Origin of the sequence: Brevibacillus parabrevis (assembly GCF_022701015.1) — a bacterium.
GTDB lineage: Bacteria > Bacillota > Bacilli > Brevibacillales > Brevibacillaceae > Brevibacillus > Brevibacillus parabrevis.
Window position 1 is genome coordinate 2,643,159 of the sequence record NZ_CP064090.1, and the last position, 19,827, is coordinate 2,662,985.

Annotated in this window: 18 protein-coding genes; all 18 read left to right on the forward strand. The window is 56.3% G+C overall.

What is annotated here, in order from left to right; translation table 11 throughout:
* Window positions 1-43 precede the first annotated feature (43 nt).
* Entirely contained in the window at window positions 44-1,942 is a 1,899-nt protein-coding gene (locus IRJ17_RS12505; protein WP_173596864.1) for a polysaccharide biosynthesis protein, read from the forward strand.
* Window positions 1,939-3,048, forward strand: a complete 1,110-nt coding sequence (locus IRJ17_RS12510) for an LCP family glycopolymer transferase (RefSeq protein ID WP_242774899.1) — start codon at window positions 1,939-1,941, stop codon at window positions 3,046-3,048. Before IRJ17_RS12505 ends, IRJ17_RS12510 begins: the two co-directional genes overlap by 4 nt.
* Window positions 3,041-3,793: a YveK family protein gene (locus tag IRJ17_RS12515; protein WP_122963951.1), complete on the forward strand. Its 753-nt coding sequence runs from the start codon at window positions 3,041-3,043 to the stop codon at window positions 3,791-3,793. Before IRJ17_RS12510 ends, IRJ17_RS12515 begins: the two co-directional genes overlap by 8 nt.
* A complete protein-coding gene (locus IRJ17_RS12520) occupies window positions 3,774-4,463 on the forward strand; it encodes a CpsD/CapB family tyrosine-protein kinase (RefSeq protein ID WP_063228054.1) in 690 nt (229 codons plus the stop codon). Before IRJ17_RS12515 ends, IRJ17_RS12520 begins: the two co-directional genes overlap by 20 nt.
* A 28-nt stretch (window positions 4,464-4,491) precedes the next feature.
* The gene (locus tag IRJ17_RS12525; RefSeq protein WP_173596866.1) at window positions 4,492-5,913 is read left to right on the forward strand and encodes a flippase; all 1,422 of its coding nucleotides are present in this window, start codon (window positions 4,492-4,494) and stop codon (window positions 5,911-5,913) included.
* Window positions 5,910-6,737: a CDP-alcohol phosphatidyltransferase family protein gene (locus IRJ17_RS12530; RefSeq protein WP_122963953.1), complete on the forward strand. Its 828-nt coding sequence runs from the start codon at window positions 5,910-5,912 to the stop codon at window positions 6,735-6,737. Before IRJ17_RS12525 ends, IRJ17_RS12530 begins: the two co-directional genes overlap by 4 nt.
* Window positions 6,682-7,398 carry a phosphocholine cytidylyltransferase family protein gene (locus IRJ17_RS12535; protein ID WP_122963954.1) on the forward strand — a complete coding sequence of 239 codons (717 nt, stop codon included), beginning with the start codon at window positions 6,682-6,684 and terminating at the stop codon, window positions 7,396-7,398. Before IRJ17_RS12530 ends, IRJ17_RS12535 begins: the two co-directional genes overlap by 56 nt.
* Before the next feature lie 3 nt (window positions 7,399-7,401).
* Window positions 7,402-8,601 carry an O-antigen ligase family protein gene (locus IRJ17_RS12540; RefSeq protein ID WP_173596867.1) on the forward strand — a complete coding sequence of 400 codons (1,200 nt, stop codon included), beginning with the start codon at window positions 7,402-7,404 and terminating at the stop codon, window positions 8,599-8,601.
* Complete coding sequence (locus tag IRJ17_RS12545; RefSeq protein WP_242774901.1) at window positions 8,570-9,796, forward strand: glycosyltransferase family 4 protein; 1,227 nt, start codon at window positions 8,570-8,572, stop codon at window positions 9,794-9,796. Before IRJ17_RS12540 ends, IRJ17_RS12545 begins: the two co-directional genes overlap by 32 nt.
* On the forward strand, window positions 9,762-10,775 hold the full coding sequence (locus IRJ17_RS12550) for a polysaccharide deacetylase family protein (protein ID WP_242774903.1): 1,014 nt from the start codon (window positions 9,762-9,764) through the stop codon (window positions 10,773-10,775). Before IRJ17_RS12545 ends, IRJ17_RS12550 begins: the two co-directional genes overlap by 35 nt.
* Window positions 10,759-11,406 carry a sugar transferase gene (locus tag IRJ17_RS12555; RefSeq protein ID WP_122963958.1) on the forward strand — a complete coding sequence of 216 codons (648 nt, stop codon included), beginning with the start codon at window positions 10,759-10,761 and terminating at the stop codon, window positions 11,404-11,406. The genes IRJ17_RS12550 and IRJ17_RS12555 overlap by 17 nt, the downstream gene beginning before the upstream one ends.
* Entirely contained in the window at window positions 11,375-12,403 is a 1,029-nt protein-coding gene (locus tag IRJ17_RS12560; RefSeq protein WP_122963959.1) for a GNAT family N-acetyltransferase, read from the forward strand. The genes IRJ17_RS12555 and IRJ17_RS12560 overlap by 32 nt, the downstream gene beginning before the upstream one ends.
* Before the next feature lie 2 nt (window positions 12,404-12,405).
* Window positions 12,406-13,584, forward strand: coding sequence for a DegT/DnrJ/EryC1/StrS family aminotransferase (locus tag IRJ17_RS12565; RefSeq protein WP_122963960.1), 1,179 nt, complete (start codon window positions 12,406-12,408; stop codon window positions 13,582-13,584).
* Complete coding sequence (locus tag IRJ17_RS12570; protein WP_242774905.1) at window positions 13,571-14,854, forward strand: type III PLP-dependent enzyme domain-containing protein; 1,284 nt, start codon at window positions 13,571-13,573, stop codon at window positions 14,852-14,854. Before IRJ17_RS12565 ends, IRJ17_RS12570 begins: the two co-directional genes overlap by 14 nt.
* Window positions 14,851-15,834 (forward strand): ATP-grasp domain-containing protein, encoded by a 984-nt coding sequence (locus tag IRJ17_RS12575; protein WP_173599117.1) that lies wholly within the window; start codon window positions 14,851-14,853, stop codon window positions 15,832-15,834. Before IRJ17_RS12570 ends, IRJ17_RS12575 begins: the two co-directional genes overlap by 4 nt.
* Window positions 15,835-16,075: 241 nt before the next feature.
* Window positions 16,076-16,957 carry a putative RNA methyltransferase gene (locus IRJ17_RS12580; protein ID WP_242774908.1) on the forward strand — a complete coding sequence of 294 codons (882 nt, stop codon included), beginning with the start codon at window positions 16,076-16,078 and terminating at the stop codon, window positions 16,955-16,957.
* 439 nt (window positions 16,958-17,396) lie between these two features.
* A complete protein-coding gene (gene dpaL / locus IRJ17_RS12585) occupies window positions 17,397-18,638 on the forward strand; it encodes a diaminopropionate ammonia-lyase (protein ID WP_242774909.1) in 1,242 nt (413 codons plus the stop codon).
* A 16-nt stretch (window positions 18,639-18,654) separates the two neighbouring features.
* The gene (locus tag IRJ17_RS12590) at window positions 18,655-19,818 is read left to right on the forward strand and encodes an ArgE/DapE family deacylase (protein WP_242774910.1); all 1,164 of its coding nucleotides are present in this window, start codon (window positions 18,655-18,657) and stop codon (window positions 19,816-19,818) included.
* Window positions 19,819-19,827 lie beyond the last annotated feature (9 nt).

Sequence of the window (19,827 nt, forward strand, 5' to 3'; positions counted from 1 at the left end):
TGCAGCCACGATTGCGAATCTAGACTGCCTGGAGCGGATGAATATGAGCTACCGGAAGAGAAGATTCTGGTTAAGCTTATCGGACGCAGGAATTATCAGTTTGGCTGTTTGGCTGGCCTGCCTGGTTCGATTTGATTTTTCTTTTGCCGAAATATACGAGCATCGCCCTCTTTATTTGATCATTGGACATGTGCTGTTCGTTTTGGCGGGGATGCATCTCGCCGAGTTGTACCGACCCGTCTACCGTTACGTCAGTGCGGGCGAGCTTGCCTCGATTGTCAAGGCGACGAGTTTGTCCATCCTGATTCTCGCTTTTTTCCTGAACACGCTGGGGCATTGGCTGTGGATGCCAATCCGGTTTCCGATATCTTTGTTTTTGATTGCCTGGACGTTCGTGCTTGCCGGGATCACAGGCTCGCGTTTTCTGTGGAAATGGTGGTATGAGGAACGCGACAAAAGGAGCCTGGATCGTAGGCGCACCTTGATTGTCGGGGCCGGCAGCGCAGGCGTGCTCGTTGCCAGGGAGATGCGGCGGTCGCCGCTGTCCGAGCAACGGCCGATCGCTTTCATTGACGACGAGCCGAGCAAGCAAAATTTGCGCGTGTACGGCTTGCCCGTAATCGGGAGCAGGGAAGACATCCCGCGCATCGTACAGCGGCACGCGATTTCCGATATTGTGATCGCCATGCCGTCTGCGTCGCGTCAAACGATCCGCGACATTTTTGATATTTGCAAGACGACGAAGGCAAGCGTCAAAATTTTGCCGCACGTCTCGGATATTCTCAGCGGGAAAATCAGCATGGGCATGATTCGCAACGTTAAGCTGGAGGACTTGCTCGGGCGCGAGACGGTGGAAATGAATTTAGAAGAAATCACGGGTTATTTGCGCCAGCAAGTCGTACTTGTTACCGGAGCCGGGGGGTCTATCGGTTCGGAGCTTTGCCGTCAGATCGCTAGATTTGGCCCAGGGAAACTGCTTTTGCTTGGAAATGAGGAAAACGGCATTTTCGAGATCAGTCTGGAGCTGAAGCGAGCATTTCCTGAATTGTCTACAGCAAGCCTCATCGCAGATATACGCGATCGGCAGCGGATTGCTGCGATCATGAGCGAGTATCGTCCTGCCGTCATCTTTCACGCCGCCGCCCACAAGCATGTGCCCCTCATGGAACAAAACCCGAGTGAAGCGTTGAAAAACAACATTTTGGGAACGAAAAATGTGGCCGAATGCGCCCTGGAAGCGCAAGCCGAGCACTTCATCCTGATTTCCACCGACAAGGCCGTCAATCCGACGAGCGTGATGGGCGCCACGAAGCGCATTGCCGAGCTTTTGATCCAGGGATATAACCGCTTTGGTCACACTCGTTTTGCGGCGGTTCGCTTTGGCAATGTTCTCGGAAGCAGAGGCAGCGTCGTGCCGATTTTTCTCGATCAAATTCGGGCGGGCGGTCCGGTGACGATCACGCATCCGGAGATGGAACGGTATTTCATGACTATTCCCGAAGCGGCCCAACTGGTCATTCAGGCTGGCGCGCTGGCGCACGGTGGCGAGATTTTCGTGCTCGACATGGGCAAACCCGTCAAAATCGTCGATATGGCGAAGGACCTGATCCGCTTGGCGGGCCTGGAGCCGGAAAAAGATATCCCGGTCGTCTACACAGGCATCCGTTCGGGTGAAAAGCTGTACGAGGAACTTTTGACGGCGGAAGAAGGGCTGACTTCGACGTGCCACGACCGCATTTTCATCGGAAAGCCGCTCGACTTTTCCTGGAGCGAGCTGTTGTCTGCGATTTCCCGTTTGGAGCAGTTGGCCAAAAAGGGCGGGCTGATCGAGGATCACTCGAAAATGATTGAAATCTTGCAGGCGGTCATTCCGAGCTATCAGTCTGCCTCCCAGCCTGTCGACGACGCCAAGCCAGTTCCTTTCTCGGTAGCCACAGGATGAAAGAGACGACGAGGAAAGAGCGAATCGCGCGGACAGCGAGGCAAAAGTGGGCGCGCATCCTGCTGGCAGGGGGGATTGCCTGTCTGGTTGGACTGGGAGGGTATGCGACTTACGTCTATTTTTCGATCAAACAGACCGTAAACAGCATGTACGTCCCGCTGCGGACGGAGAAGACCAAGGCGTCTTCCCTTCCTGCGCCAACCGTGAGGCAGCAAGAGCGAGCAGAAAAGCAAGCCCAGCCTGCACAACCTGCTGTGCAGCCAGAGAAAGCAGAAGTGCACGAACCCGTCACCTTGCTCTTGCTCGGGATCGATGAACGGGAAAACGACAAGGGGCGCTCGGATGTGATCCTCGTGTTGACGGTCAATCCGCAGACAAAATCGGCGCTGTTGGTCAGCATTCCACGGGACACGCGCACGCAGCTGGCCCATTCGAAAACGCTGGATAAAATTAACCACGCCTACGCATTTGGCGGACTGCAACAAGCCGTTGACACCGTCGAGCAATTTATTTCCGCGCCTGTCGATTACGTGGTGGCCGCCAACATGGAAGGCTTCGCCGGGATCATCGACACGTTGGGCGGTGTGGATGTCGAGAACAAGCTCGCTTTTACCTACGCCGATTATCACTTTCCGCTGGGGCCGATTCACCTGGATGGAAAGCAGGCGCTCGTGTATGCGCGCATGCGCTATGAAGACCCGCGGGGAGATTTGGGGAGAAACGAGCGACAGCAACTGCTTATCAAAGCGCTGATGCAAAAAAAGGGGGCTTTGGCGTCTCCCTCTACCTTGAACGGAGTCCTCGATACCATGGGGAAATACGTGAAGACGAACATGACCTTTGACGACATGAAAATGCTTGTTCAAAGCTACGGTACGGCCGTATCAAGCGTGGAGACGATTCGGATGGAAGGAAACGGCCAGCTGATCAACGGGATTTACTACTACATCATAAGCCAGGGGGAGCGGGAAAAGTTGATCCGTCGGCTGTCTGCCTTTCGCGAGCAAGTCGTTGAGAAAGGCGCAGAGAAAGCCGGTGAGGCCAAGCCACTGCCGAATCAAGCGAGTGACAGCATGGAGGGGCGAAGGGGGGAGCAAAATGAATGAAACCGTGAATCTCCGGGAAATATTGCTGGTTTTGTCCAAACGCTGGGGCGTGATTCTCGCCATTACTTCCATTTTTACGATAGGAACGGCACTCATCAGTTTTTTTGCATTGACGCCGATCTATCAGGCAAAAACGGAAATTTTGGTGAATCGCTCGCTGGACTCGAATCTGGAGGGAGTGCTGTCGGTTGCCGAGATTGACTCCAATCTCAAGCTGATCGAGACGTACCGGGTCATTATCGAGAGTCCGCGAATCATGGAGAGAGTCGTGCAGACACTCGGGCCGGAAGCGAGCATGGATGAGCTGTTGCTGCATACGAAAGTAGAGCCGGTCAAAGATTCGCAAGTCATTTCTATTACAGTGGAAGACCCTGATCAAAAGCGAGCCGTGCTGATTGCCAACACGATTGCCACGACCTTCCAGGAAGAAGTGGTCAAAATGTTGAGCATGAACAACGTGCACATTTTGGCGGAAGCGCGCGATAACCCGGCAGCCAAGCCTGTCAGTCCGAAGCCGCTGCTCAACTCGATTATCGGCTTTGTGCTTGGGCTGGCTACTTCTGTAGGCGTTGTGTTTTTCATGGAGCATCTCGATACACGGCTGAGATCGGAAAAGGAAGTGGAGGAATATTTGGGCCTGCCTGTGCTCGCCACCATCGCCGTCATCGACAAAAAGACAAAGAAGCACTTGCGGCAAAAAAGGGCGGAGGAGGTAAGAAGCGAGTATGAGAAGGCAGAAGCCTGACGATCGTTACCAGAAGCTGATCGCCCATTGGGAGCCACTGTCTCCCCTGGTGGAAGGCTACCGCACCTTGAAGCTGAACATTTCGTTTTCCACACAGGGACAAAGGTTGCAGACGGTTTTGGTGAGCAGCCCGGGGCCATCGGAGGGCAAGACGATTACGGCAGCCAACTTGTCGCTGATGATGGCAAAAGATCGGCGCAAGACGGTGCTGATCGATTTCGACTTGCGCAATCCGCGCATTCATTTCACGTTTGAGATGCCGAATTTGTACGGGATCAGTTCTTATATGACCGGGATGTGCCAGTTTTCCGACATCATTCAGGATGCGGGCGTTCCGAATTTGTCGATCGTGACAGCGGGGCCGATTCCCCACAATCCGGCTGAACTGTTGGGAACGCCGCGACTGGGGGAATTGCTGGAGCAGCTGCGCAACAACTTTGACATGATCGTCGTGGACAGTCCTCCGCTCATTGTGAGCGATGCCATGGTGCTGGCGAGAGAGACGGACGGGTGCATTCTCGTCGTGGACGCGAGCAAAACAAAGCGGGATTCGGCCGTTCGCGCAGTCGAGCAGCTGAAGACGGCCGGGGCCAACCTGCTCGGGGTTGTTCTCAACAACAAAAAGCTCGGGAAGAGAGAAGGCTATTACGGTTATGGGTATATGGAATAGTCAAGTCAGAAGCGGGGGCGAGTAATGGATGAATGCCCTCAAACTTGTTTGGCAGCAGCAGTTGGCCAAAGTCCGCAACAATCGGGACGTTCATGAAGTATTGCACGGTTCAGCGATTACGTTTCTGTTCCGGCTTTTCGGGTTTGTTCTGCTCTATTCGTTGCAGCTGTTTATTGCCAGGGAGTACGGGGCAGGCAATCTGGGCATTTACTCGCTGACGATCACGCTGCTCAACATCGGGATGGTGCTGGCGCTGTTTGGCACCGACACGGCGATCATCCGCTTGCTGGCCGAGTATCGGGCGCAGGGGGCGTCCCAGCGGATTCGGCAGCTGTTCAACAAGGTTGCGGTCTGGACATTCGTGCCCTCTCTCTTGCTTTCGGGACTGTTCTATTTGTTTGCCGAGCCGATCTCCAGCTATGTGTTTGCCAACGAGCTGCCTGCGCAAACGCTGCGGGTGATGGCCTGGATGCTGCCGTTTGTCTCGCTTGCCAGACTGTACGCTTCGGCTTTCCGCGCCCTGCATCGCGTGACGGCGTCCGTGATCGTCGATACGGTGGGCATGCGCTTCCTCCATCTGCTGTTTCTCGTGATCGCGCTGCCCTTGCTTGCTCCGACCCCCAATCTGTTGATCGGCTTGCTCGCAGTCGCTGTCATTTTGAACACGCTGATCGGCATGGGGAAGTGGCATGTTGTGTCGCGAAGCATGAACGCGGGCATTCAGCCGCGCGAGATGGAGGAAGGCCAGGCCATCGGCTTTCGCACGCTTTGCGCTATGGCGATTCCGATGTACCTGAGCGCCTCGATGGAGCTGATCATGAGTTGGACAGACACGATCATGCTGGGGATTTTTACAGACGCGGAAACAGTCGGAGTGTACAGCGTCGTCATTCGTCTCTCGATGGTGACCAGCTTTGCGCTCATCTCCATCAACACGATTCTCTCCCCGAAATTTTCCGAGATGTACGCCCGTGGGGATATGGACGGGCTGAGAAAAATGATTGCGTTTGCCAATCGGCTCATTTTTTTCGCATCTGCTCCGATCAATTTGCTGGTCGCCATTTTTGCCGCCCCGTTGCTTACCTTGTTCGGCGAAGAGTTCGCTGGCAGCAGTCTCGTCCTCGTCATTCTTTGTCTGGGGCAGTTTATCAACTTTTCTTCCGGCAGCGTCATTCCGCTTTTGACGATGACGGGCCGCCAGAAAACGTCGCGCAACATCCTCGTTTTTTCAGCCTTGCTCAACATTTGCGGCAACTGCCTGTTGATTCCCTGGCTTGGCATTACAGGAGCAGCAATCGCCACCGCTATCAGCCTGAGCTGTCGAGATATCTGTGCTTCGTATTGGGCATACCGATATTTCGGTTTCCGCACGTGGTATATCCCGTTCTTCTCTGAAAAAAATTCCGTCTTGATACGAAGACGAGGTAATGAAGAAGGTGGCTTACGGTGAAGGAAGACTTGTATCCGAACATGTTTTGGGACAGCGAGAAGATTCGAGATTGCCGGATTCAGGTGCAAAAGCCATGGGTTCGCGAGGAGTTTTGGTCGTACTATTTCTCCAGGCGCATCTCGATTTACTTGAGTCTGTTTTTGGCAAAAAGAAAAGGGGTTTCCCCGAATGCCATCACGATCGCGGGAATCGCTGCCGGGCTGATCGCCGCCGCAGCTTTCATGTACGGATCGGCCGCGGCCTTTTTGATCGGGTGTTTTTTCTACCAAATGTGCTACCTCGCTGACTGCGTCGACGGAGAAGTCGCCCGGATCAAAAACCAGAACAGCGCAGGGGGCGTCTGGCTCGATATCGGATTGAACTACTCGCTGTACCTCGTCTCGTTCAGCGTCATCTACGGCGTCGCCAGCAGCCAGCCGACGCTCGGGCCGTACTTGATCTACCTGATCCTGTTTACGATTTTTACGGAAATATTGGCGACGAACGGTTCGGATCTCGCTTTTGGTCAAGGGAAAATCTCGCACGAAACCGTATCCATGCGCAAGCGCAGCAGATGGCTCGATGCCGGAGTGTTTCTGTTCCTGACCCAGACAGGCTTCCAGAGTGGCGTGCTGATCGCCGCGCTCATGTGGGCATTTAGCGGACAGCATCAGTTTCTCGATTTGTGGACGGGGTATCATCTGCTGGTGGGACTCCTCAGAGCGCTATACAAGCTGAAACTGAACATCAAGTATGTCACTTCATCGAGACAAGAGGGAGGGGAAGCACATGAAGGCTCTGCTCATGGCGGCAGGACTCGGATCAAGGATCAGCGGGCAAATTGACGGCAGCCCGAAATGCACGATCGATATCGGCAACCAGGCGTTGATCGAAAATACGATTTTGGAGTTGAAGCGAAAAGGGATTCACGAGATTGCCATGGTCGTCGGATACCGTGCTCACGTGATTACCAGTCTGCTTGGCGGCGAAAACATCCGCTTTTTTCACAACCCGTTTTACGATCGCACCAACAGCATCGCCTCCATGTGGTTTGCCCGCGATTTTCTGACGGACAGCGACTGCCTCTTGCTCAACGCGGATGTTTATTTTGAAGAGCAAGTATTGGATGTCGTGCTCCAGGAGACGAGGAGTCCGGTCATGTTCGCCGACCCTTCCCGCAGGGCGGAAGGCGATTACAAATTCGGCTACGAAAACGGCCTTTTGCAAAAGCACGGCAAAGAACTCCCCCTGGAGGAGACGACAGGGGAATACGTCGGAATTGCCCGGCTGCACCGCGAGTTTGTCCCGATCTTTCAGGAGCGGCTGCAAAGTCTGATTTTGCAGCGGCAGCACGATTTGTGGTGGGAAAATGTTCTGTATTCGTTTTTGGGAGAAAGAGACGTGCATGTGGCGCAAATACCGCCGGGGCTGTTCTGGGCAGAGGTAGATACATGGGAGGACTACAAGCGGATTCTTCATTTTACGAATCATTTGGCACATATGTAGGCGATGGCTAAAGCAAAGCTCTCGCTGGACAAAGTTCTGCTGTTTCTCTACGTACTGCTGAAGCCCTTCTACTTCTTCCCGAGCGGAAATCCGCAAATTGCCGATTTTGTCATGATGCTTCTCATCGCGTATACGTTTTTGTTTCAGCTGAAATGGCTGGAACGCAAATACCGTTTTTTCGTCGTGATTACGCTGTTATTTTTATACGATATTTTGCTGGTGAACGGGATTTGGGCGATCGCTTTGGGCGGCGTCATGGAAGTGTTTGAGTCGACGAAATGGTATTTGTACAACGGAGCGGTCATGCTGACCATCATCGTGCTGGGCCAGCGTGATCCCCGCGGCTATGCGAAATGGCTGTTTTGGGCCGTCGCCTGTTCGCTTGCTGTGCAGACACTTGCGCTGCTCTTTGGACTTGCCCCGGGGGAGCACGACTTCCGTCAGGCGCTGTTTTTCAACAACCCGAATCAGCTCGGCTACTACGGCTTGCTTTGTCTCGGGATTTGCCTGTTTTGCGCCCGCTTTTTTCCTGTCAAATCGCTCTACCTGTTTCTCGTCATCGGCTGCTCGCTGAGCGTGATTGCCGCCTCGTTGTCCAAAGCAGCGATCTTGAGTGCCGTGCTGATGTACCTCGTGTTTCTGTTCGTCTCGTCAAAAGAGCGGACAGGGCTTTTTTGGCAAAACGTGGTGTGTGTGCTCGCTCTCTTTTTTCTGCTGTTTTGCGTATCGCTGTACACGAATGAAAACGTATTGCACGATGCGACCATTTACACACAAGTAAAAGAGCGGATGGAAACATTGGGGGAGGACTCGGACGACAATTTGGCATCCAGAGGCTACGACAGGATCGCCAATCATCCGCAGTACGTGTTTTTCGGTGCCGGAGAAGGGCAGTATGAGCGGTTTGAGAGCACGATTACGCTCGAACTGCACTCGACGATTGCCAATCTGTTCTTTTCGTACGGCATTGTGGGCACGCTGCTGTTTTTGCTGCTTTTGTACGCTGGCGTGAGAGGGCATCGGCTGTACTCCTGGTATCCGCTCTTTTTTCAAATTGTGTACGGCTTGACGCACAACGGCATCCGCGAAACGTTTTTCTGGATCTTGCTGGCGCTCTATTGTGTGACAGCCGGACTGAGTCTTGGCTCAATCAAAAATGGCGGTGACCTGCATGGGAAAAATCTTGCAAATTTGCGCAATTGACCGATCAGTGGAAAGCTTGCTGCTGCCGCTGATCGAAAAGCTGACGGACGAAGGCCACGAAGTGCATACCGCTTGCACGGATACCGGACGGTTCGCGTCGCTGCGGGCTATGGACCACGTCCTTTGGCATATCCCGATCAAACGTAAAATCGCCCCCGTCTCCAATTGCCGTTCCATCCACGCCCTGTACCGGCTGATGAAGCAGGAGCAGTACGATGCGGTGCACGTTCACACGCCGATAGCCGCGGTTCTCGGGCGGGTGGCAGCGAAGCTCGCGGGCGTCCGTCCGGTCATTTATACGGCGCACGGCTATTACTTCCACGACGGAATGAGCAGGGGCGAGTACCAGTTTTACTACGGGCTGGAAAAGTGGTTCGCCAAGCACCTGACAGACTACTTGCTCTTGCAAAGCAGGGAGGATTACGAATTGAGCGTGCAGGAAGGTTTTGCCCCTCCGGAGCGGATCGTGCACCTCGGAAACGGGGTGGATGTGGAACGCCGCTTCCATCCGCAGGCAGTCACGAGCGAGGAGGCTGCGCAAGTGCGCGCTGCTCTCGGCATCGGCCAGGAAGAGCTGGTCATCGCGTACGTGGGCCGGATGGTGAGCGAAAAAGGGATATTCGAGCTGCTGGAGGCGTTTCACAGGCTGGCGAGAGAATCGTCGCGCGTGCGTCTTTTGCTGGTGGGGGAAGTATTGGCGAGCGAGCGGGACCAGCGCGGACAAGATTTGCAGCAGCTTTGCCTGTCGCATCCGCAAATCGTCCTGACCGGATTTCGCTCGGACATCCCGCAGTTGCTTGCGGCAAGCGACATCTTCGTCCTGCCTTCCCACCGCGAAGGCTTGCCCCGGTCGATCATCGAAGCGATGGCGATGGGCAAGCCGATCGTCGCCACGAACATTCGCGGCTGCCGGGAAGAAGTGACGGACGGCGTGAATGGACTTTTGGTAGAGCCAAAGCATAGCGAATATTTGTACAAGGCTTTGAAAAAGCTCGCTTTGGACGCCAGGCTTCGCGAAGCGTACGGACAAAACAGCCGCTACCTTGCGGAGGAGCATTTCAACGAGCGACATGTCCTCGACAGGCAAGCCCGCCTGTTCGCCGACTTGATCGCCGTCAAAACAAAGCCGCCGCGCACGGAAAAGGAGGTTGACGAACGGATTGGGCACAACAGGAGCGTTGGTCATATCCCTTGATTTTGAACTGTACTGGGGCGTGCGCGACAAAAGAGCGCTGTCTTCCTGCCAGGAAAATTTGCACGGAACTCGCCAGGTCATTCCCGCCATTTTGGAGCTTTTTCAAAAATACGAGATTCACGCTACCTGGGCGACGGTCGGCTTTTTGTTCTGCGAGTCGCGCGAGGAACTGATGAGCACGCTTCCCGGACTGTTGCCAGACTATGCAGACGCCAACTTGTCGCCTTACCGTTACTTGCAGTCGGGAACAGTGGGAGAACGCGAGCAGGCCGATCCGTATCACTACGCCCCGTCCCTCATTCGACTGATCTCCTCCTACCCGCACCAGTTTATCGGCAGCCACACGCACTCCCACTACTATTGCCTGGAGCCGGGACAGACCGCCCAGACGTTTGCAGCAGATTTGGCCGCCTGCAAAAAAGTGGCGCGCAAGAAAGGACATTCCCCGACGAGCATCGTTTTTCCGCGCAACCAGCTCCAGCCTGCCTATTTGGCGCTCTGCAAAAAGCACGGCTTCACTTCGTACCGCGGAAACGAGTCAGCGTGGATGTACCGCGCCGGGCCGGGAGCGGAAGACTCGCTGTTCAAACGGGCTTTGCGGCTTGCCGACTCGTACGTCAATTTGAGCGGACATCACGCTTACGACAAGCTGTTCACGAGTCGGGAAGGGCTTGTCAACGTCCCTTCCAGCCGTTTTTTGCGGCCTTATTCGCCCAAGCTTCGCTGGCTGGAAGAGCTTCGGTATGCACGGCTCAGGCGCGACTTGCTGTTTGCCGCGAAACATCAGCGACTGTATCACTTGTGGTGGCACCCGGAAAACTTCGGCAGCTATCCGGCGGAAAATGTGCGTTTTCTGGAGCGGCTTCTCGCCTATTTTGCCGATTTGCGCCGCCAGTACGGGATGCAGAGTCTCAGCATGGAGGAGGCGGCAGCGGACTGGAACAAGCAAAAGGAGGGGCGGCATGAAGCTTTTGTTTGATCGGCTGGTCGCTTTGTCGCTGTTAATCGCGGTTTCGCCTCTGCTGCTCGTGTTGTCCGTGTTGATTCGCTGCAAGCTCGGTGCCCCGGTCTTTTTCGTCCAGGAGCGCCCGGGCCGCTACGGAAAGCCCTTTTTCATCTATAAGTTTCGCACGATGACCGACCAGCGGGACACGTCCGGCGAGTTGCTATCAGACGCCCAGAGGCTGACGCCATTCGGCATGATGCTCAGGAAATACAGCCTGGATGAGCTGCCGCAGTTGTGGAATGTGTTGAAGGGCGAGCTGAGTCTCGTCGGGCCGAGGCCGCTGCTCATGGAGTATCTCCCGCTGTATACCCCCCGGCAAATGAAACGGCACGATGTGCTGCCGGGCATTACCGGATGGGCGCAAGTCAACGGACGAAACGCGATTACATGGGAGCAAAAATTCGAACTGGATGTCTGGTACGTGGAAAATCGCAGCTTTCTCCTCGACATGAAAATATTGCTGTTGACCGTCAAGCGGGTCTTGCAAAAAACCGGAATCAGTCACGAAGGCTGCGTCACGATGGAAAAATTCACGGGAAGCAAACAGGCAGAGCAGGCTAGGAGGGACTTGCGTGAGTTTGATCGTGCTTACGAATCAGGATGACTGGACGTGCTGTATGCGCGAGGTGGCGCATTTGGACATTTCCTACACAAAAGAGTACGTAAGCCTGTACGCCGAGCGAGAAGGGGGAGTGCCGGAAGCAGTGTTCTTCTCAGAGGGAGAGGAGCGGATTTTTTATCCGTATGTGGTGCGCTCCCTCGACTCGTTCCTCCCGGGCTATTCGGATATCGTATCGATCGGGTACGGCGGCCCGTCGCTGTGTTCCAAGCAAAGCGTGGTCCAGTCGTTTTCCGCGCAGTTTCACGCCTATTGCCAGAGCAAAAAGTACGTCACAGAAACGGTGCGTTTTCATCCGCTTTTGAACAACGCCGAACTGTTTCGCGATCAGATGCAGCTTGATCTCGTGCGCGAAACGATTGCTGTCGATGTGCGGCCCTCGCTCGCCCAGATTCAGGCGCAGTACAGTCAAAATGTCAGGCGCAATATGAAAAAGGCCAAAGACCATGCGGTGAGAATAGTGGAAGGAAAAAGCAATCATGACCTCGCGGCTTTCATTTCGTTGTATCGCGAGACGATGGAGCGCAATCACGCTGGCGCTTCCTATTATTATGACAATCCGTTTTTTGCCGGACTGTTGCAGGAAACGGCGCTGTGCAAGCCGCGACTGTTGCTGGCGATTCACGATGACATCGCGGTAGCGGGCGCGATCATGCTGTGCGGCAGCCGTTATGCCCATTTCCATCTGGGAGCATCGCACACGGAGGACATGCCGCTCGGGATCAATCATTTGCTGTTCGATGCGATGATTTCGCTGGCGAAGGAGGACGGACTGGATTACTTGCTGCTCGGGGGAGGAAATCAGGAGCAAGACGGTCTGTTTCGCTTCAAGGCATCGTTTACAAAAGATGCGCCTTATCCTTACTGGATGGGCAAGCGTGTGCACGACGAAGAGGTGTACCAGGTGCTATGCGAACAAAATCGGGCGGATGACGCGGGAAGTTCGACTTTTTTTCCCGCCTACCGCGCATGGGGGAAATGAATATGGGGGAACAATCGCGCATTTTTTTGTCGCCGCCGCACATGGGAACAGAGGAGCAGGAGCTTGTTGCCCACGCCTTCGCCTCCAACTGGATTGCGCCGCTCGGGGAGCATGTCGATGCGTTTGAGCACGAAGTCGCCCGGTATGTCGGGACAAAAGGAGCGCTTGCCGTCTCGTCAGGCACGGCGGCTATCCATCTGGGGCTGCGCTTGGCCGGGGTCGGGCCGGGCGATCTCGTGTTTTGCTCCAGTCTGACTTTTGTGGCGAGCGCAAACCCGATCTTGTACTTGGGAGCCACTCCCGTCTTTATCGATTCCGATGAAGCGACCTGGAACATGTCGGAGGCGGCGCTTGCGAGAGCGCTGCGAGAAGCAAACGAGCTAGGGCAATTGCCCAAGGCTGTCGTCATCGTTCACTTGTACGGGCAAAGCGCCGACATGGGGCCGCTCATTGCGCTGTGCGAGCAATACAAGGTCGCGGTCGTGGAAGACGCGGCAGAGTCGCTCGGCGCCGACTACAAAGGGAGAATGAGCGGCTCCTTGGGGCATTTCGGCATTTTTTCGTTCAACGGCAACAAAATCATTACGACCTCCGGCGGGGGCATGCTCGTCTCGGACGATCTCGAAGCTTTGGAGCGAGCGCGCTTTTGGGCGATGCAGGCCCGCGAGCGGGAACGCCATTATGAACATGTGCAGATGGGCTACAACTATCGGTTGAGCAATTTGCTGGCGGCTGTCGGCAGAGGGCAATTGCGCGTGCTGGAGGAGCGGGTGGCGGCGAGAAGGCGAATCTATCAACGCTATGCAGCGGCGCTTCAGCCGTATGCTGGCATCACCTTCATGCCGGAATCTCCGACAGGGAGAGCGACGCGCTGGCTGACGGCGCTGACGGTTGACCCCGAGCAGGCCGGAATTACCGCAACGCAACTGATTGATGCATTGGAAAAGGCAAACATCGAGGCGCGGCCCGTGTGGAAGCCGATGCACCGCCAGCCGCTGTTTGCAGGGTGCCGCTACTACCCGCACGAGCTGGGGTACAGCGTGTCTGACGAGCTGTACGCGCGTGGCGTCTGCCTTCCTTCCGGCTCCAGTCTGGGCGACGAACAGCAGGAGCGGGTCATTTCCGTGATCAGGAGTTGCCTGTCGGGACGCGCGAAGGAGGTCGGTCATGTACACTTATGAGCAGCTTGCCGAGTGGCGAAAGCTTTGTCAATCTTCGTTTTTCCTGCTGGATACGGCCAGGCTCCGCGACAACTACCGACGGTTTTACGAAGCGTTTGCCAGTCGCTATGAGCAGGTGAGCGTTGCCTACTCGTACAAGACGAACTACGTGCCGTATGTCTGCCAATCTTTGCACCAGCTCGGGGCGCAGGCGGAGGTCGTGTCCAGGCTGGAGTACGATCTCGCCCGGAAGCTTGGTGTCGAGCCTGCTGCCATCGTTTTCAACGGGCCGCTGAAAACGGCAGAAGATATTCAGCTGGCTTTGGAGCTGGGCAGCCTGGTCAATCTGGATTCGTTTTCGGAGATTGCCCCTGTGCTCACCTACGCAAGACAGCACCCTGAACAGACGGTCCGCGTCGGCTTGCGCGTCAATTTCGATTTGACGCGCGGCGGCGTCAGTCCGCTGCAAAACGGCTATGAAGTGAGCCGCTTCGGCTTTTGCGTGGAAAACGGCAGCTTTGCCCAAGCGCTGGCGCTGTTGTCTGCTGTGCCGAATGTGCGGGTCACGGGCTTGCACGGGCATTTTTCCACGAACCGCAGCGTGGGGGTGTATCGGCAAATTGCCCGCGAGCTGTGCCGACTGGGCAAAGCGCATCTCGGAGAGCGGCTTGAATTTATCGACATCGGGGGCGGATTTTACGGCGAGCTGCCCGTCACGTTCGGGATGGTCGGCGTTCCGAGCTTTGACGATTACGCTGCAGCGATCACTTCTGTACTCAAGGACGAACTGGCGGAGGCGGCACGCTTGCCGCAGTTGATTCTGGAACCGGGCATCTCGCTTGTGGCCGATGCGGTCGAGTTCGTCTGCCAGGTCGTGGATGTCAAGGTGAACCGCAACGATCGCTTTGTGCTTGTAGACGGCAGTGTCCACAATATCAAGCCGACCATGCATGCACATCGGCTTCCCGCCACCGTCGTGACACAGAGCAGCGAGGCAAGGGAAGGGACGTACCATGTCGTAGGCTATACGTGCATGGAAAAAGACTATTTGCTGCAAGGCTTTCGCGGCAAAGTGCCGGAACCGGGAGATTTTCTCGTGTTCGGGCACACGGGGGCGTACACGCTCGTATTCAATCCGCCGTTTATTCGCGAGCGGCCGCCTGTCCTGGCTATCGCAGGCGGCGATGTCGTCGTCGCCAGGCGCAAAGAGACGCTGGCGGAGTTTTTCCCGGAGTCGCTCTATGAATTTCCGGCTGGCCAGGCTGGCAAAACAGGAGGATACGCCCAATGAATGTGCTCATGACGAGCGTAGGCCGCAGGGTCAAGCTGATCGAGTATTTCGTCCAAGAGTGGGGCAGTGCCGGCAAAATTATCGCGGTGGACTGCGATCCTACGGCTCCCGCGCTGTTCGCCGCCCATCACAGGCAGATCGTCCCGCGCATCGACGACCCGGATTACGTACAGGCATTGGAGCAAATTTGCCTGCGCTATGACATCAGGGCGGTGCTCTCCTTGATCGATCCCGAGCTTGGCGTGCTCGCCGCCCATGCCGAGCAGTTTTCGCGGCTTGGCGTGCAGGCCGTCGTCTCTCGGACGGACGTGGTGGACTTGTGCCTCGATAAAAAGGCGACCTGCGATTTTTTGCGCGACCACGGGCTTCCGTGCGTTCCTACTTACACGCTGGAAGAGGCGCGAGCGGCGCTTGCCTGCGGAGAGCTTGCCTATCCGCTATTGGCGAAGCCGCGCAAAGGCAGCGCCAGCCTGGGCCTGGTCCGTATCGAGAGCGGGTCGGAGCTTGCCGCACTCGCGCAAAAGACAGAGGAGCTGATTGTCCAGCCGTTTTTGCAGGCGGAGGAATACGGCGTGGACGGCTACGCCGATCTCGTCACGGGTGAACTGACGACGCTTTTTACGCGCAAAAAAATTCGCATGCGTGCTGGCGAGACAGACCGCTCGCTGGCGATCCGGGACGAGCGGCTGACGTCGCTGGCCGCGTCGCTCGTCTCTGTCTTGCCGCTTCGCGGACCGTTCGACATCGACTGCTTTTTGCTCGGGGACCAGTACGTGATCTCCGAGATCAATCCGCGGTTTGGCGGCGGCTATCCTCATGCACACGAAAGCGGCGTGAACGCCGTCGCTGCTCTGTTCCGCAATTTGCGCAAAGAGGCGAGCAAGCCGAATGTAGGCGACTACGAAGCAGGGACGATCATGCTGAAATACGATCAGGTCATGCTCGTCCACAGCAGTCGGCTGGCGGGGGAGGAGATGTAAAAAAGCGCGGCGGTCTTGGGCGATCTGTTGTACAATGCAAGGTACGGGGGAGAAATGCCCCCCGTGAGCATTTTGACAGGAGTGTCGTCCGCTATGACTATGAGTCCCCAATTCATGCGTTATCGGTAAGAAAAGGTACAGTCTAGCCTGATCCCGCTCGTTTTTTCAAAAGGAGAGCCGGGGTTTATTTGACTGTGCCTTTTTTCATTCACCGATTTCGAATGAATGGGGTGCTTTTTTTATGCTTCCAACCAAAAAAGAGCGGCAGGCCGAACTGCTGGCCCGGCATAGCGGGATGCTTAGATGCCCGGTTTGCCACGGGGCGCTGACGCTCATCCATACAGCCAGCCTTGTATGCGCCAACCGCCATTGCTTTGATGTGTCGAGACACGGCTATGTGCATCTGGCGAATGCGGGCTACCGATCGAAGTACGAGCAAGAAATGTTTTTGGCGAGAAGAACGATTTGCGAGCAAGGCTTTTTTTCTCCGCTGCACGCTGCTGTCAGTCAAAAGCTGGCGGAGTACGCAGCGACCAGCGGCGAGCCGCTGTACGTGCTGGATGCCGGGTGCGGCGAAGGTTCGCACCTGGCCCGCATTCGCGAAGAGGTGATAGCGCGACAGTCAGCCGATGTCGTCGGCGCGGGTGTCGATCTGTCCAAAGCGGGCATCGCCCTCGCAGCCAAGGCGCACCCCGAGCTGATCTGGTGCGTCGGCGATCTGGCGAATGCTCCGTTTGCCGACAATCGCTTTGCGGCCATCCTCAACGTGCTGTCGCCGTCCAATACGCGGGAGTTTGCGCGAATGCTGATAAAAGACGGGTTCGTCATCAAGGTCGTGCCGGGCGAGCGATATTTGCTGGAACTGCGCGAGCGCCTTTATGCCCAGCCTGTAAAGCAGGTGTATTCCAATGCAGCGACGATCCAGCGCTTCGCCGCCAGCTTTTCGCTGATCGACTGCGAGCAGGTGGCGTATTCGTTTCGGCTGGACCAGCCGAGCCTGGCCGCGCTGGTCCAGATGACGCCGCTGACGTGGGGGGGCGCGCCACAGCAGTTGGCACAGGCGCATGAGCTGGAGGGCGGAGAGATTTCCGTCGAGTTTACGGTTCTTGTTGGAAGAAAATGAGTGAGGGGGCAGCGCGCGCCGCGGATAGCTTGCAGCAGTAGCGCGCCTTTTTAGGCAAAACAGAATGACGGAGAGCGCCGCCTGTACCGTTTCATTCCTTTGGGAGTGAAGGTGCGGGCGGCGTTTTTTTGCTAAAGAAACCGGGATGGAAATTCGTATCGCGCAAATGCAAAGGGCGGATACCAGCCAGCGAAAGGTTCTGTCACCACCATTGGCGCAGCCAAGTTTTTTATGCGATAGTCTCAATTTGATACAAAAAGTCTCAAAATGATCCTTCTGTCATCTCATTTTGATATGGATATTTTGTCCAGAAGAAACGGAACGGGATGAGCAAATCGCCGGGCTGCCTATCCTCATGCCTTCAACCGCCTTGGCACATTCCTTGCAATTCAAATAGTCAACCAGAATGGCAAAAGCCAGCAAAAGGAGGAAACTGCCGATGTCAGCAGAAAAAACGATACGAGCAGTGGCAAACACGAAAAAGCAGCGCGGCTCGCAAGCCGAGCGCCCGGCAATCCCTGTCTTTTTGTCCGCAGAGGAAACACAGCCTGCGCGCGACTTTCACGCGTCTTGTCCCGTCTATGCGCCGACGCCGCTCGTCCCGCTGCCGCAACTCGCCCGCGAGCTGGGAGTTGGGCATTTGCTGGTGAAGGACGAATCGCTGCGCTTTGGGCTGAACGCTTTCAAAGTGTTGGGCGCGTCTTATGCGATGGCCCGGTATTTGTATGCAAAGCTGGGGCACACGCCCGAGGGGATGAGCTTCGCTGCTCTCGGCGAGGAAGAGGCGAGAAGACAGATCGGAGAAGTGACCTTTGTCACCGCGACCGACGGCAATCACGGCCGGGCGGTTGCCTGGGCAGCGCGGGAGCTGGGCCAGCGCGCAGTCGTTTACTTGCCAAAAGGCTCGACAGCAGAACGGGTGGAAGCGATCCGCTCGCTGGGGGCACAGGCGCATGTCATCAATGGCAACTACGACGAGGCTGTCCGCCTTTCGGAAAAAGTAGCCAGGGAGCGCGGCTGGCAGGTGGTGCAAGATACGGCTTGGGAGGGCTACACGACGATTCCGGGCTGGATCATGCAAGGCTATGCGACGATGGCGGCAGAAGCGCGCGAGCAGTTGGATGCCCTTTTGCCGGACAAAAAGCCGACGCACTTGTTTTTGCAGGCGGGCGTTGGCTCGATGGCGGCGGCTGTGCTGGGACACTTCGTCGCAGAAGCTGGCGGGGAGGAGCTGGTCAGCGTCATCGTCGAGCCGCATGCGGCGAATTGCATGGTTTTGTCTGCCGAAGCAGCGGACGGAGAGCCGCACGTGGCGCACGGGGAGCTGGCGACGATTATGGCCGGACTCGCTTGTGGCGAGCCGAATCCGGTTGCCTGGGAAATTTTGCGCGACCATGCCGACTTCTTCGTCAGCTGCCCTGATTTCATCGCGGCAAACGGGATGAGGATGCTGGCTGCGCCAAAAGCAGGCGACCCGCAGGTCATCAGTGGCGAAAGCGGTGCTGTTGGAGTAGGGCTGTTGGCGGCGCTAATGAACAAGCCGGAGTACAGAGGACTTGCCAAGCAACTGGGGCTAAACGAAGAGTCGGTCGTCTTGTGCTTCAGCACCGAAGGAGATACGGACCAGGATTCTTATCGGCGCATTGTTTGGGAGGGCGCGTGTTCGTCTGACGACAAGTAAAAAGGAGGAAGCGACGATGAATGTCACGATCGACCGGGAAAGACTCGTTCAACTTGTGCAAGAGTTGATTCGCATCGATTCGGTCAATCCGTACCTGGACGCGGATGGAGCAGGAGAAGCCGGGATTGCTGCGTTTATTGCTGAAAAGCTCAAGTCAATCGGGCTTGAGGTAGCCGTCATTCCGATCAACGAGACGGCGTGCAACGTCATCGGGATTTTGCGCGGGAGTGGAAACGGCAAGTCGCTCATGCTGAACGGGCACATGGACACGGTGAGCGCCAAGCGCATGTCGATCCCGCCTTTTGAACCGACTGTAACCGACGGCAAAATTTTCGGCAGAGGCAGCCAGGATATGAAAGGCAGTCTCGGGGCGATGCTGGCGGCAGTCGAAGCGGTTGCCCAGGCGAAAGTTCCGCTTGCGGGCGATGTGATCCTGGCGTTTGTCGCCGACGAGGAGTACAAGAGCATCGGGACGGAAGCATTGGTGCAAGACTATTCCGCAGATGCCGCGATCTGCTGCGAGCCGTCTGATTTGCAAATCGGCGTTGTGCACAGAGGCTTTGTCTGGGTCAAGTGCGAGGTGTTCGGCAAGGCGGCGCACGGCAGCAGGCCACAAGAAGGAATCGATGCGATCGTTCACGCGGGCAGGGTGCTGCGCGAGCTGGAAAGCTTGTCGGAAAAGCTGGCGCAAGAGCCGCCGCACCCGATTCTCGGGACGCCATCTGTTCACGCGTCGCTGATTCAAGGCGGAACAGAACTGTCTACGTATCCCGACTATTGCCGGATCGACTGGGAGCGCAGAACGGTGCCGAACGAGACGCAAGAACAAGTGGCTCTGGAAATCGAATCGTTGCTTGCGAAGCTGCGGGCAGAGGACGCGGCATTCCGCGCGAGTGCCGAGCTGACGTTTTGGCGCGAGCCGTTTGAGGTGGCACTGGCCGAGCCGATTTTTCTCGCCCTGCAAGCGGCTTGCGAAAAGCGGCTGGGGGCAGCGCCCGGCATTTGCGGCTTTTCCGGCTGGACAGACGCCGCGCTGCTGCAAGGAGCGGGGATTCCGACCGTCCTGTTCGGCCCGGTGGGAGCGGGACTGCATTCGGCAGTGGAATACGTCGAGGTGGATAGCCTCGTGGACATGAGCTATATTTTGGCCCAAACCATTTGCGAGTTTTGCCAGGAGTAGACAGGCGGT